Genomic DNA, 13,890 nt, shown 5'->3' with positions numbered 1-13,890 from the left:
GAGTGCAGGTATATGTCACAAGCAAATTTGCCTAATATTACACCAACGATCTCGATATCAAGAGATCAAATGATTGCCTTATTACTATCTTCCATTGCTTTAGAAGAGATGGGACTTAGTCATATTCTTAATGCTGAAGGTGAAAAAATTCAATATGTGGTCGGCACTTTGCCAGGTCTATCATCTCCCGCAACACTCAGTGATCTACTATTAGTAAATGATAGTGTACAAACTACAATTAAAAATATTTCTAAGCATACTGCAATCTTGGATATGAAATTAGGAGCAATATTACAAACTGACGTTTCAACCGGAGCGACGGGCGCTACTGGGGCGACGGGCGCTGATGGCGCTACGGGTGCTACTGGAACAACGGGAGCGACTGGGGCTACTGGCGCTACTGGCGCTACGGGAACAACGGGCGCAACGGGGGCGACTGGTGCAACAGGTGCAACGGGTGCAACGGGCACTACGGGCATAGCTGGCAGTACGGGAGCGACCGGGCAGACTGGAGCAACTGGCGCCACGGGTGACCCAGGAGTTACGGGTGCTACTGGTGCTACGGGCGCCACTGGTTCATCAGGCGCAAGTGGGGCGACTGGTGCCACGGGCGATACCGGTGCTACAGGCCCTACTGGTGTTGCTGGTCTTAATGGATTAACTGGTACCGATGGACCAATTGGACCGACGGGTGATTGTCCTGTCGATTGTCCAACTGGACCGACGGGAGCTACTGGAGCAGTAGGAGCAACTGGGGCGACTGGTGCAGATGGAGCTACGGGAGCGACTGGTGTAACTGGGGCGACTGGTGCAGGTGTTACAGGAGCTACAGGAGCAACCCCACTAGCGACTGCAAACTTTTTAAGTGTAGGCTCAGCAGTAGTACCAGCCGGTGCTCCAGCCACCTTTGATGTCATTAGATTATTGAATGGAACACTTATTACACTAACCCCAGGCGACAGTGTTATTTTTCTTGAGGAGGGTCATACCTATTTTATCGTTGTCAAAGCCATATTAACATTTGTTGATCCCGCTTCCTCAGAATCACTCAGTGCTTTCTTTAATACCGACACCATACTTCAAGCATTTATGAATGGAAACACCGGGAACCAGGCCACATTGATGGGGAGCTCGGTAGTAAACGCGACGGGCGCAACTCCTTCAACACTTCAAGTACTATCTACTAGCCCCGGTACTAGTCTTAATGTCAGTATCTTTGCTTTAAATTAACTAAGTCTTATATGCGAAGGAGTGATATTAATGTCACAAGCCAATATACCCAATATTACACCCGATATAACGGTCAATTTAGATGATGCATTGAATCTGCTGCTCGTGTCCGTTGCACTCGAAGAGCTTGGCTTAAGCCATATCATCAATGCTGAAGCTGAAAAGCTACAATATATAATTGGTACATTACCAGGCCTATCGACACCTGCAACTGTCAGTGATCTACTCGCAATTAACAGCAGTGTGAGGGATACAATTGCACAAGCGATAAAATACGAATATCTATTATCGAATAAACTAGTTAACATTATCGATACTCCCTTAAGAGGAGCAACTGGTGCGACTGGTGATCCCGGGATCGACGGGACTACAGGCAATACGGGACCGAACGGTAGTACAGGGGCGACTGGCGCTACAGGAAGTGCAGGCATAGGAGGAGTTGCTGGAGCAACAGGAACGACTGGTACTACAGGGGCAACAGGGGCGACTGGCACAAATGGGCTGGTCGGGCCAACAGGTCTTGCAGGTGTAACAGGATCTACAGGTGCTTCTGGAACAACGGGCAATACAGGAAACACTGGAGCTACTGGCGCTACGGGGACACCAGGTATTACAGGACCTACTGGCGCCACAGGCACTACAGGAGTAACAGGTGCTTCTGGCGTGAATGGCAATACAGGTGCGACGGGAGCGACAGGCGCGACGGGTATTTGTCTCTGTGTGACAGGGCCAACCGGACCAACAGGTGCCAGTGTAACTGGAGCAACTGGAGTGACTGGAGCAACTGGAGTGACTGGGGTGACTGGGGCAACTGGAGCAACAGGAACGACTGGGCCGACTGGAGCAACAGGTGTTCAAATAACGGAAAATAACGCCTTTTTACAATTTCCAGCCTTCACTCCACTTATTAACCCTGGTGATCCAATTCCTTTTAACACCGATACCACTCTAAACGGTACCGCTATTACCCATGCGCCCGGCTCAACAGATATCTTCCTTGCTCCCGATCAAACGTATTATATTTCCTATCGTACAAAAACTGAGCTTCCAACACCAGGAAACATCATTGCTCAAGTCGGCTTAGAATTAAATGGGGCAATTATTCCCGGTACGAATTCTACGTCGCAATCATTTCCTAATAACGGTCAAGCAATTACATCATTAATTTCTAATACAATTATTAATACAGCAAGCGGCGCTCCAAGCTTGTTAACGTTAAATAATCTAGATGCTGTCGCTCGCTCATATGACCTAACCACCATTTCAATTGTGAAGCTGCAATAGCTATCTCGTCTATCAAATATTGACTATCAATAATCGTAACTCACGAACAAAGAGGTGGTGCCTCTATCATTAGAGCGCCCCACCTCTATTTTATTTCCTGACAACAAATGAAACGGTTGTGCCTTTGCCAACAGCACTCTCTATACGTAGCCCCACTCCAAACAATTGCTTCAGGCGATAATCTGTATTAGCTACACCAACACCTCTTCGCTTGTTACCATCGGGTGCGTGCCATGCCAGTAGGCCGTTTAATATCTCTTCTTCCATGCCAACCCCATCATCTTGAACAAAAATCTCCGCATAATCTACAAAATGCCTGACCCGGATACGAATCGTTCCACCCATGGCTCGCGCTAACAAACCATGCTTAACTGCATTCTCGATAAGCGGCTGTATGGAGAGCGGCGGTATAAGGAGAAATTCCTCTTCATCGATATCCCACTCGACACTTATTCGCTCTTCGAATCGAGCAATCTCTATCGTCAAATACGCACGAACAAGCTCCAGTTCCTGCTGCAACGGTACAAGCTGCTCTGCATTATGAAAGCCAAAGCTTGCTCTCAGATAATCTCCGAACACCAACAACAAACTGCGCATTCGATCAATGTCTATCTCACTAAGAGCAACAATTGCTCCAAGAGTATTAAACAGAAAATGCGGCTCAATCTGTGCTTGGAGCCAAGCTGCTTCCATCCTTGCTTGCTCTCGTGCTGCCTTTGTAATCTCCGTTAGTGCACGTACCCGTGATCTTAGCTCCATCGTATCAACCGGCTTCGTAATATAGTCGTTCGCCCCAAAGCGAAAGCCCGTCTCGATATCTTCCATACGATTTCTCGCTGTAAGCAACAAAATAGGTAGCTCCGAATAAGAATATTGCTTCCTCACAGCTTGCGATAATTCATACCCTGACATATGCGGCATCATAACATCAGTAATCAACAAATCCCAAATTCCCGAATCTAGCAGTTTTAATGCTTCCTCACCATTTGTAGTTGTAACGATTTCGTATCGTTCCTCTGAAAGCACGCTTTTCAACACCGTTAAATTAACAGGATCATCATCGACTATAAGAAGACGCGGGCGGGCATAGCTGACGATAGATATGGACTCGGACTTGTACTGTCCAGCCGCCACACTATCGGATGTTACTTGCAGCTCAGATAGGATGTTAGGTATTACATTCCCTTCTTCTCCCGCTTCAATCTGCTCCGAAATCGAAGCTGATTGCTCCGCACATGGTAGAGTAAATGTAAAGGTTGAGCCTGTGCCTTCAACTGATTTTACAGTAAGCGTACCTTGATGCAGCTCTACCAGTTGCCTGCTAATGGAAAGCCCAAGTCCAAGTCCCGTCACACTGCCCGTCATTGAGACATCACCTTGCTCGTATGGTTCGAATATTTTGGCAATGGTCGCTTCATCCATTCCGACTCCTGTATCAGAGACAGAGATATGGATTTTCCCATCCTTATAGGATGCAGTAATGCTTATCTCACCTCCACGTGTAAATTTCACGGCATTATGAAGGAGATTGAGCAATATTTGAATAAGTCTGTTTTCATCTGCATAAACGGCTGGCAGACCTTCCGGTACACGATTTATAAGCTGAATCGGCTTTCCATCAATCATAAAGCGAAGCATATCAAGCACGCCTGCGCTGACCGTCTGTAGCTGTACATTTGTTTGCTGCAACCTTATCCGATTTTCTTTAAATCGGGTTAAATCCATTAGATCATTCAGCATATAAGACATCCGCTTTCCAACTAGCACAAGCAGCTTCATACGTGCTCTATTGTTCTCCTCATCATAAACAGTACCACTGTCTATAACCGACTGGGCTATGCTTAACATACCGTGAAGCGGGTTTCGCAGCTCATGTGAAGTATTAACTAGAAACTCATCTTTGCGCTTATCTTCTGCTCTCAATCGTTCAGTAAGTTTAGCTGTCGCCTCCGATGTTCGGAAGAAACGTCTGAACCAATACAGCGCAAGCGACACGAATGCGGCAATCGTATCAACTGGATAATAGCTGCTTTGGATTGCACCGCTATTTTTCACAATTCCCCATACAACATTCGTCATTATGGCGACTGCCCCCAGCAATATAAAGATCATGTCGCTATTACCCCTTCTAATATCGAGTACCGATAAGATTGGCACAATAAAAAAAGGAATAATAACTAAACTGGCATGCAGCGGTTCAACGTAACTGAGCAATCTAGCAGGAAATAACAATACGAATATCGCATAGACTACACAAAGGGCTGTATACCACCAGATCCAGCGAAGCATCATCGGCTTTTGGAGCAAGTTAATTGTATAGTGAAACATACATGCAGCGACACCAAGAAATGAAAGATAATAAAGCTTCCAAGTCCACTCGTAATCAACTGAAAACCAATCAGATAAAATACGTTCATCGTCTATTAAAATAGTAATAGTGGCGCAAAATATCATCAATGTGAAAGGGATTAACGCTCTATGGCGTGCACCAATAAAAAAGAGGACGACAGCATAAATAATATGCATAAATAGTATCAAACACACCGCTAATTGAGTACCAACAGAAAAGAGATACGCACGGTTCATCGCCTCTTCTGTACCAAATTTAATCGGTTGCATAATGCCACTCATTATACGATCATCGAAATTGGCAACTTGAATGATAATATCAACGAAACCATGCTTAGCCGCAAACGTTGCAGAGTAGGGTACATTGCCGGTTATATAATTGGCTGCCCGCTCCGCAGGCTGACCAGATTGTGCAAGTAACTCGCCATTCACAAATAATGCAGAAGAGGCTGGTATCGCAGGCATTCGTATCCTATACTGCTGGCTGTCGTTAGACTTCACCTGGATCTGAAGTCTATAAGATGCAAAGCCATATGCTGAATTAGTATCCTCGTTTAATGCCTTTCTCCAGTTGGATGGGAGTGTAATGAATCGACTCTCCCCAGAGACTCGCTCTCCATGGGGGTGGTTTACTATTGGTTCTACAAGCTGATACGGATAGAACACCCACTCACCATTCAAAGTAAGCTTCGGCTCTACTGACCAATCCCACTCTTGCAAATCCAATTGTCCGTTTGTTGCATTCGCATGTGCTGGCGAGTGTTGAAGCTGTAGCCAAACTGACCGTATTCCAGTCAATATAAGCAGGAAAATAACGATAATAAGCGTAATTTTTCTTTTTTTCATAGATTTAAAGTAAGCTCTTGTCATCTCTCGTATCAGAACAATAAACTAGCTATTCTTCGATGACTGCTCGCCTATTCCCCCTCCTTCATCATAACTGCAATAAATTGCTCCGCCGCTACGGACAAAGGAAGTTGCTTTAACTGCACGATGCCAAGATCGATTGGAGGAATATGTTCTTTCACTTTCACCTCGAACAATGTCCCATCTGCAAGCTCCCTTTGAACAAACTCTTTTATGACATAAGAGACTCCGAGTCCCGCCGCCGCAAACCCAGTCAACAACTGCAAACTTGCGATTTCGAACGCCGCATTCAAAACAAGCCCATGAGAAGCTATAAACTTGTCCAGTGCTTTGCGGGAGGTCATATTTTGAGGGAAGAGGATATGAGGATAATCCGCTAACTCTTTCAAAGAAATACCCGGCTCTTCTGCTAAATGCTTATATTTCTCTCCAACGACAAAACGATCTTGGATCGTTATTAACTTGGTCGATAATAAAGCTTCATCCTGAACAGGCAGTCTAACTACGCAGAAATCGATTTTCCCTTCTTTAAGCAGCTTCAGGCAAGCTGATGTGTAATGATCGGATATATTAATTTTAATATTAGGATATTGATGATGGAATGACTTCAAATAGGGTAGAAGTACATTGCGAATAACCGATGTGCTCGATGCAATCCTTACTTCTCCGCCCTTAAGACTCGCAACGTCGCTCATCTTGCTTTCACCTGACATTAATAGCTCATAGGCTTGCTCTACATAGGCAAACAGCGTCTCCCCTTCATTCGTAAGCGACACGCCTTTTGTTGTCCGTTTAAAAAGAACAGCACCCATCGCTTCCTCCAATTGCTTAATAGCAAGACTTGCGCTGGGCTGCGTAATATGGAGTTGCTGCGAAGCTTTGGAAATACTCCCTGCTTGCGCAGCAAAATAAAAGATGCGATATAGCTCCAAATTAATCATCGTTATATTCCCCCAATATAGCGGCTATATGAAATAACAATTATTACTATATCATACAGCTGCGCTATTCTAGACAAAAGCATTTGAGAGAGATAGATAGGGGGGAATAAGCACTCATGATGATGCAATTATCTTTGTATGCCATGTTTACAATGAAATCATTCCAGCAACATTTTGTTTACCGTGCAAATACATTAATTCTTATGCTTGGCTCATTTCTTAAGCTGTTTGTACTCATTAGCGTTTGGAGGGGACTGTTCCACGGCCGCGAAGAAATTGGGGGCGTAACGTATGACCATATGATTCTATTCGTCCTCATTAATCTGCTCGTTGGAACGCTAACGCACTCCCGAATTGGCGATACAATTGGAGAAAAAGTCATTAGCGGCAATATTAGCACCGACCTACTTAGACCCATTTCCTTCAAAACATACATCATTGCAGATCAATGGGGTGAAAATCTATTCCGATTTCTGTTCAGCGCTATCCCAGCTTGTGTCATCTATTTTGTATTTATGAGCATTCCAACCGTTCCAAGCGAACCTTCACGAATCATACTTTTCCTCATCAGTGTAACGAGCGGCATCATCATCATTTACCATATCCACTACTTGCTTGGTTTAACGAGTTTCTGGACTGGAAACTCCTATTACGTCGATTGGTTCATGAGGGCCTTCTTTGAACTATTTGCAGGCACCTTCGTCCCCCTATGGTTTTATCCGCAGTTTCTGTTGCAAATCGGCACCTTTCTTCCATTTCGCCTTGTCACCTTTGAGCCAATTGCTATATTGGTTGGGAAAACGAGTATTTCGGGAGCTATTGGCATCATCGCCTTGCAATGGGGCTGGATTGTAGCTCTTGTGCTACTGGAGAAATGGGTTTGGCAAAGGGCACAAAATAAAGTGTTTATACAAGGAGGTTAGTTATGGAGCATCTGTCCCTTTACTGGAGATTTGTACAGATCAATATAAAAGCCAAAACCGAATATCGTGCTGCATTTCTACTCACATTCCTATCCAGAGGGGTGCTTTGGAGTACGGAATTTGCCCTGCTTTGGGTACTTCTGTATCAATTCAAATCAATTGCGGGATGGGGACAATATGAGGTTATGTTTCTGTACGCACTAAATTTGACATCCTATTCGCTTGCCGCTTTTTTCTGCTTCCATCCTTTTACTAAGCTGCCCGCCAAAATTCAATCCGGCGAGTTCGACGAGCTGCTCACAAAACCGCTAAATCCGATGCTATACCTCATGAGCAGAGAGTTTACCGCATCTTATTTCTCAAATGTTACATTCGGACTGCTTTTTATTGGTATCTGTCTCTATAAGCTGCAACTAGCACTACATGTATGGGACTATCTGTTTCTAGTAGTGGTGCTGCTTGGCGGAACGCTGATTCAAGCTTCAGCCTTTATCTATACCGCCATTCCATCCTTCTGGATGGTTCGCAACAATAGCTTGATCAATCTATTTATGAACGATTTCAAAAGCTTTATTCGTTACCCGATTTCCATCTATCCAGCATCTATTCAAGTTTTGTTAACGATAGTGGTTCCTTATGCATTTATTAACTTCTACCCTGCACAATATTTTTTGAAAAAGGATAACTTTCTTATGTTCCACCCATCATTCCAATATTTATCCATTGTCGTCGGCGGGATCATGTTTGTAGGCGCTTGTCTATTATGGAAATTTGGCATCAAACATTACCACAGTACAGGTTCTTAGGAGGGAATGCGGCAATGATTGAAGTAAACGGCGTATCTAAGGATTACAAAATGTATCACAGCAACAACGGCTGGCTTGCATCTGTCAAATCGTTATTTACGAGAACCCATTATTGGAAAAAGGCTGTGACGGACTTAAACTTTCACATTCAAGAAGGCGAGTTGGTCGGCTTCATTGGGCCAAATGGTGCGGGCAAATCAACAACGGTAAAGATGTTGTCCGGCGTACTTACACCTACACGCGGATCTATACGTGTGAATGGAATTATACCTAGTGATGACCGTAAGCATAATGCGATGCATATTGGAGTTGTTTTTGGACAACGGTCACAGCTTTACTGGGACTTGCCTATGGAGGACACTTTCCAGCTGTTTCAACGTATGTACCACATTCCTGCACCTGAATTCCGTAGAAACACGGAGTTTTTTGTGGAATTGCTTGAGATGCAAAGCTTCTACCGCACACCTGTCAGACAGTTAAGCTTAGGACAGAAAATGCGAGCTAATTTGGCGGCTGCTCTGCTCCATGATCCGAAAATTTTGTATTTGGATGAACCTACGATTGGTTTAGATGTCATCGCTAAGACGAAGATTCGTCGATTCCTAAGGGAGCTAAATGAGGAGAAAAAAACAACCGTCATCCTGACCACACATGATATGGACGACATTGAAGAGGTATGCGATCGACTCATGATGATCGACGATGGTCGTATTATTTATGATGGAGGACTGCCCGAATTTAAAGATAGATTTAGCGGCGGAACGGTGCTTGAGGTGGATTTTGCTACGGATGACTTTGTACTTACGGATGATCGCATTCAAATAGTCGGCAAAACGGATTCCTCAGTCACCTTTATGTTCCACAAAAGAGACATCGGCGTAGGCGAAGCAATCAGCCTTATTACTCGCAAGCATGATATACGAGATCTTCGGTTGAAGGAACCCGAACTAGAAAAAACGATTGGAATGATCTACGAAAATAACAAAAGGGGACGGGAACAATTGTAGAGGGGGCATCCTCCCCCCTGATACTGCAAATAGCTGCTGCTTTCATGAGAAGACTGCTACTTTTTAAAGAAGACTACTGCTTTCTAGGGAAAACTGCTACTTTTTAAAGAAGACTGCTACTTTCTATCGCCTGCCGGACGAACCAGCTATGTCTCTTTCTCATCCTTGTTTCCGTCTCCTTGCCGAGCCCCCAATGGGACAACTGTGAAGCTGGTCGAAGGGCAGCACATAAATCCCAATAAGGCAGATGATTCATATCAATATTAGGCATGAAACGAGTATAAGCTACTGTGAATGCAGCCATCGCATCATGCCCGAACGCCCATAGTACTTCCAATCTAGCGTTACCAACATCAGATAGCGGATCTCCCCATGCTGCATCCTCCCAGTCAATAATGGCGATCAACTCCCCATTCTTCCACAGGATGTTCCCCGGCCAAAAGTCACCATGCAGAAGACAATCTCTATTTGTTCGTGACAACGGCCACACTGAATTTAAAACATTTCTAATGATGCCTTCATCCAATGTTTCATCTAGTGCTACAGGTGGCGTCTCTAATTTATTCGCAATCGCAGACTGTTGGTTGCCAAGAAAAGACACCTCTTCCCTTGTACATTCAACGCCATGAATCCGAGCTAATCCCATTGCTAATTTCTCTACATAATCGCGCGTTTGTTGGGGATTGACGTTTGTTTCTCCTTGGGCAAAAGACATGACGATATAGGGATCAGCGAACACTTCCCCAGAATCATCAACAAAATAAGGCTCTGCTACAGCAATTCCCTGCTCCCTTAGCATACTTAGCAATTGAAATTCGTGACGCGCTATATGCGGGTCTCTCTGGCGATCCGCTATTCCATGTCTGCGCACAATTAACTTCACATTTTGATTATCCCAAGTTTCCATCTCAATCGCTGTTACCTGAGCGGACACTCCTCCATCCATATGCCAGAATCGGAGCAATTTGCCGCGTGCATCCATTTTAGTTACGATTTTTTTATATGGTGTAGCATTTTCTTCCTGCATATCTCCGTCTCTCCCTGCAGAGTTGTTAATTGTTATTTCTATAATAACCGACTTTCAACCCGCTGTACTCGTAATTTCGATAGTTGCTCGTCCACCACGTAATACACCAATTTCCGCGAATATCCAATACCTGAATCTGTTTTAGAAACCCATTCTCCACTAGCTTTCAGTTAACTTGCCTTTCTATATCCTTTCTATTACAACCATGTTTGTATTATACTTTGCAGTATGAACAGAACAGGAGCTGAGCTATCAATGTCTATGAAACAAGAGCTAATATCAAGGTTTACTACATATGTTAAAGTTGATACCCAATCCGATGAAAATAGCACGAACTGCCCTTCTACTCCGGGTCAACTCACTTTCGGACTTATGCTTGTTGATGAGCTGAAAGCTATTGGTATGAGTGATGTTACCGTTGACGAAAACGGCTACGTTATGGCTACATTACCTTCCAACACCGACAAAGATGTTCCAACTATCGGATTCCTTGCACATCTGGACACAGCTACCGATTTCACTGGAACGGATATTAAGCCGCAAGTAGTAGAAAATTACGATGGACAAGACATCGTTTTGAACAAAGAGCAGCGCATCGTGTTGTCGCCTCGTGATTTCCCAGAACTTACTGGCTACAAAGGGCATACGCTCATTACTACTGACGGCACAACGCTGCTTGGTGCTGACGACAAAGCTGGCATGACAGAAATTATGACGGCACTCGTTTATTTGATCGCTAATCCCGACATTAAGCATGGGAAAATTAGAGTTGCCTTCACACCCGACGAAGAAATCGGAAGAGGTGCACATCGATTTGATGTCGAGGCATTTGGCGCGGCATATGCTTATACGATGGATGGTGGCCCGCTTGGCGAGCTGCAATACGAAAGCTTTAATGCGGCTGGTGCACGCATTACGATTAAGGGCGTCAATGTTCACCCAGGCACTGCAAAGGGCAAGATGGTGAATGCTACTAAAATCGCTATGGAGCTAAACGGCAAGCTACCTGTTCAAGAAGCACCTGAGCATACTGAAGGTTATGAGGGCTTCTATCACTTATCCTCTCTAGAGGGTGATGTTGAGCAAGCTCTGCTTAAATATATTATTCGAGACCACGACAGCGAACTCTTTAACCAAAGAAAAGAAACGCTTCGAAGGATCGTAAACGAACTGAAGGCAAAATACGGCGAAGATCGCATCGAGCTTGAGATGAATGATCAATACTACAACATGCGCGAGCGCATTGAACCCGTTATCCAAATCGTGGATATCGCTCATGAAGCTATGGTGAACCTCGGCATTACGCCAATTGTTGAGCCTATCCGCGGCGGTACTGACGGTTCTCAGCTTTCCTTCAAGGGGCTGCCTACACCAAATATCTTTACCGGCGGAATGAACTATCACGGTCGTTACGAATATGTATCTGTTGACCATATGGAGTTAGCTGTTAACACGATTGTAGAAATTGTGAAGCTATACGAACAAAAAGCGTAAGAACATATCCTATTTATAGGATGTTTGAACCGAGTAATGATTGTAGATAATAAGGGTGTTTACAGGGTTGTCGGTAAATCCCAACTATGATAAACTGTATGTAATTTTATGAGGGGAGTTGAACGGATACATGTAGAACTTTCTTGCTGCGAGATTAAGAATAGAATGGACACAGCCATCGGCTGCGTTTATTTATTCGTCTCTGCAAGGAAGGTCTGCATCCCGTTTGCTCTCCAATACGGACTAGTTGTTCGGTCTCTTTAATGAGGCTGAATTTACTCGTATGGATTTGAGCCGCGAGAGGGTACCTTTCTTGCGGCTCTTTATTTTTCCATATGAAAGGATGACTGCCATGACTGCCATTCAAGTATCCAATCTCACTTTTGCATATCCGGGCAGCTACGACCCCGTTTTTGAAAATGTTCATTTTCAAATCGACACTGACTGGAAACTAGGGTTTACAGGGCGGAACGGCCGAGGCAAAACGACATTTCTAAACTTGCTTCAAGGTAAATACGAATACAGCGGAACAATCTCAGCACCCATCGAGTTTAATTACTTCCCATTTTCACTAGAACATCCGGAGTCTTTTACCGTCGATGCCGTCGAAGAGATTGTACCAGGTTATGAGCCATGGAAGTTGTTGCGCGAGCTAAACCTGCTGAAGGTATCGGAAGACGTCTTATACCGCCCTTACCAAACGTTATCCCAAGGCGAGCAAACTAAAGTACAACTAGCAGCATTGTTCATCAGGGACAACAACTTTTTACTGATTGATGAACCTACCAACCATCTTGACTTGCATGCCCGCAAGCTTGTTGGCGATTATTTAAATAAGAAGCGCGGTTTTATTCTTGTATCCCATGATCGTTCATTTCTCGACCGCTGCGTCGATCACATTTTGTCAATAAATAAAACGAATATAGAGATCCAAAGGGGCAACTTCTCGAGTTGGTGGACGAACAAAACCCGGCAGGACTCGTATGATTTGGCGCAAAATGAAAAGTTGCACAAGGACATTCAACGGCTCTCCGATGCTGCCAAACGTACTAGCGGCTGGTCGCACGAGATTGAAAAATCGAAAAATGGTACACGCAACTCCGGCTCCAGGCTAGACAAAGGTTACGTCGGGCACAAAGCCGCCAAAATGATGAAACGTGCAAAATCCATCGAGCAGCGGCAGCATACTGCAACAGTAGAGAAATCTAAATTGTTGAAAAACATCGAGCAGGCAGAAAACCTTGCGATTTCGCAGCTTGCGTATTCAAAATCCGAGCTATTCGCATTGGACGACGTCACGATTTATTACGGGGACAGACCAGTATGCGAGAACATTCATTTGACGATCGAGCAAGGGGATAGGCTTGCGATATCAGGTCCAAACGGATCGGGGAAGTCAAGTCTGCTGCGCCTACTTTGCGGAGAGGAACTATCCTATACTGGCACGTTCCGGCGGGAACCACACCTGAAAATTTCGTATGTATCCCAGGATACATCTCATCTGCGTGGTTCGTTAAGCGATTATGCTGCCGAGCACAATGTCGACGAAAGCTTATTCAAGGCTATTTTGCGGAAACTCGATTTCGCCCGAATTCAGTTCGAAAAGGATATGGGGGCGTTAAGCGGCGGGCAGAAAAAGAAAGTGTTGCTCGCGAGGAGCCTGTGCGAAGAGGCACATCTGCATATTTGGGACGAACCACTCAACTTCGTTGATTTGATTTCCCGGATGCAGATTGAGGAGCTCCTGCTCCAATATGCGCCAACTATCGTGTTCGTAGAGCACGATTCGGAATTTCGCGACCGTGTCGCTACCAAAGTGATTGAGCTAAGCTGACAGTGTCGCGAACAAGAACAGTCCAACTTTTTATACGTGCAACTTAACACACAAGGCGCTGACTTCTAAGTAGAGAATTCTACCTAGAAGTCAGCGCCTTGATCATTTTTTATATAAGATTAGGACGG

The 13,890-nt window shown here is 44.7% G+C and carries 10 protein-coding genes; 7 read left to right on the top strand and 3 right to left on the bottom strand.

What is annotated here, in order from left to right:
• Positions 1-12: 12 nt before the first annotated feature.
• Both MFF31_RS09590 and MFF31_RS09585 read left to right on the top strand, forming a co-directional pair.
• Positions 13-1,230, top strand: a complete 1,218-nt coding sequence (locus tag MFF31_RS09590) for a collagen-like triple helix repeat-containing protein (protein ID WP_238187788.1) — start codon at positions 13-15, stop codon at positions 1,228-1,230.
• Between the two features lie 30 nt (positions 1,231-1,260).
• Positions 1,261-2,514, top strand: coding sequence for a collagen-like triple helix repeat-containing protein (locus MFF31_RS09585; RefSeq protein ID WP_282570439.1), 1,254 nt, complete (start codon positions 1,261-1,263; stop codon positions 2,512-2,514).
• A 90-nt stretch (positions 2,515-2,604) separates the two neighbouring features.
• Here the strand turns inward: MFF31_RS09585 and MFF31_RS09580 are convergent, their stop codons facing one another.
• Positions 2,605-5,709 (bottom strand): ATP-binding protein, encoded by a 3,105-nt coding sequence (locus MFF31_RS09580; protein ID WP_238187787.1) that lies wholly within the window; start codon positions 5,707-5,709, stop codon positions 2,605-2,607.
• A 71-nt stretch (positions 5,710-5,780) separates the two neighbouring features.
• Positions 5,781-6,671 carry a LysR family transcriptional regulator gene (locus MFF31_RS09575; RefSeq protein ID WP_238187786.1) on the bottom strand — a complete coding sequence of 297 codons (891 nt, stop codon included), beginning with the start codon at positions 6,669-6,671 and terminating at the stop codon, positions 5,781-5,783.
• A gap of 116 nt (positions 6,672-6,787) precedes the next feature.
• Between MFF31_RS09575 and MFF31_RS09570 the strand changes: the two genes are divergently transcribed.
• From MFF31_RS09570 to MFF31_RS09560, 3 genes are read left to right on the top strand one after another with little or no spacing between them, the layout of a single operon-like run.
• The gene (locus MFF31_RS09570; protein WP_238187785.1) at positions 6,788-7,594 is read left to right on the top strand and encodes an ABC transporter permease; all 807 of its coding nucleotides are present in this window, start codon (positions 6,788-6,790) and stop codon (positions 7,592-7,594) included.
• A gap of 2 nt (positions 7,595-7,596) precedes the next feature.
• On the top strand, positions 7,597-8,400 hold the full coding sequence (locus MFF31_RS09565; protein WP_238187784.1) for an ABC transporter permease: 804 nt from the start codon (positions 7,597-7,599) through the stop codon (positions 8,398-8,400).
• A 14-nt stretch (positions 8,401-8,414) separates the two neighbouring features.
• Positions 8,415-9,407, top strand: coding sequence for an ABC transporter ATP-binding protein (locus MFF31_RS09560; RefSeq protein WP_238187783.1), 993 nt, complete (start codon positions 8,415-8,417; stop codon positions 9,405-9,407).
• A 103-nt stretch (positions 9,408-9,510) separates the two neighbouring features.
• Here MFF31_RS09560 and MFF31_RS09555 read toward each other — a convergent pair whose 3' ends face one another.
• Positions 9,511-10,434: a phosphotransferase family protein gene (locus MFF31_RS09555; protein ID WP_238187782.1), complete on the bottom strand. Its 924-nt coding sequence runs from the start codon at positions 10,432-10,434 to the stop codon at positions 9,511-9,513.
• A gap of 261 nt (positions 10,435-10,695) precedes the next feature.
• Between MFF31_RS09555 and pepT the strand changes: the two genes are divergently transcribed.
• Both pepT and abc-f read left to right on the top strand, forming a co-directional pair.
• Positions 10,696-11,928 (top strand): peptidase T, encoded by a 1,233-nt coding sequence (gene pepT / locus MFF31_RS09550; RefSeq protein ID WP_238188551.1) that lies wholly within the window; start codon positions 10,696-10,698, stop codon positions 11,926-11,928.
• 352 nt (positions 11,929-12,280) lie between these two features.
• Positions 12,281-13,762, top strand: a complete 1,482-nt coding sequence (abc-f, locus tag MFF31_RS09545) for a ribosomal protection-like ABC-F family protein (RefSeq protein WP_238187781.1) — start codon at positions 12,281-12,283, stop codon at positions 13,760-13,762.
• Positions 13,763-13,890 lie beyond the last annotated feature (128 nt).

It is taken from the genome of Paenibacillus sp. L3-i20, from assembly GCF_022180385.2.
Taxonomy (GTDB): Bacteria; Bacillota; Bacilli; order Paenibacillales; family Paenibacillaceae; genus Pristimantibacillus.
The sequence above is the reverse complement of the archived record's forward strand: the minus strand, read 5'-3'. Positions and strand labels throughout refer to the sequence as shown.

What these genes read in the sequence shown, in the direction of transcription:
- abc-f (WP_238187781.1), top strand. Translation starts at nt 12,281, where the DNA reads ATGACTGCCATTCAAGTATCCAATCTCACTTTTGCATATCCGGGCAGC.
- MFF31_RS09565 (WP_238187784.1), top strand. Translation starts at nt 7,597, where the DNA reads ATGGAGCATCTGTCCCTTTACTGGAGATTTGTACAGATCAATATAAAA.
- MFF31_RS09570 (WP_238187785.1), top strand. Translation starts at nt 6,788, where the DNA reads ATGATGATGCAATTATCTTTGTATGCCATGTTTACAATGAAATCATTC.
- pepT (WP_238188551.1), top strand. Translation starts at nt 10,696, where the DNA reads ATGAAACAAGAGCTAATATCAAGGTTTACTACATATGTTAAAGTTGAT.
- MFF31_RS09585 (WP_282570439.1), top strand. Translation starts at nt 1,261, where the DNA reads ATGTCACAAGCCAATATACCCAATATTACACCCGATATAACGGTCAAT.
- MFF31_RS09560 (WP_238187783.1), top strand. Translation starts at nt 8,415, where the DNA reads ATGATTGAAGTAAACGGCGTATCTAAGGATTACAAAATGTATCACAGC.
- MFF31_RS09590 (WP_238187788.1), top strand. Translation starts at nt 13, where the DNA reads ATGTCACAAGCAAATTTGCCTAATATTACACCAACGATCTCGATATCA.
- MFF31_RS09555 (WP_238187782.1), bottom strand. Translation starts at nt 10,434, where the DNA reads ATGCAGGAAGAAAATGCTACACCATATAAAAAAATCGTAACTAAAATG.
- MFF31_RS09580 (WP_238187787.1), bottom strand. Translation starts at nt 5,709, where the DNA reads ATGAAAAAAAGAAAAATTACGCTTATTATCGTTATTTTCCTGCTTATA.
- MFF31_RS09575 (WP_238187786.1), bottom strand. Translation starts at nt 6,671, where the DNA reads ATGATTAATTTGGAGCTATATCGCATCTTTTATTTTGCTGCGCAAGCA.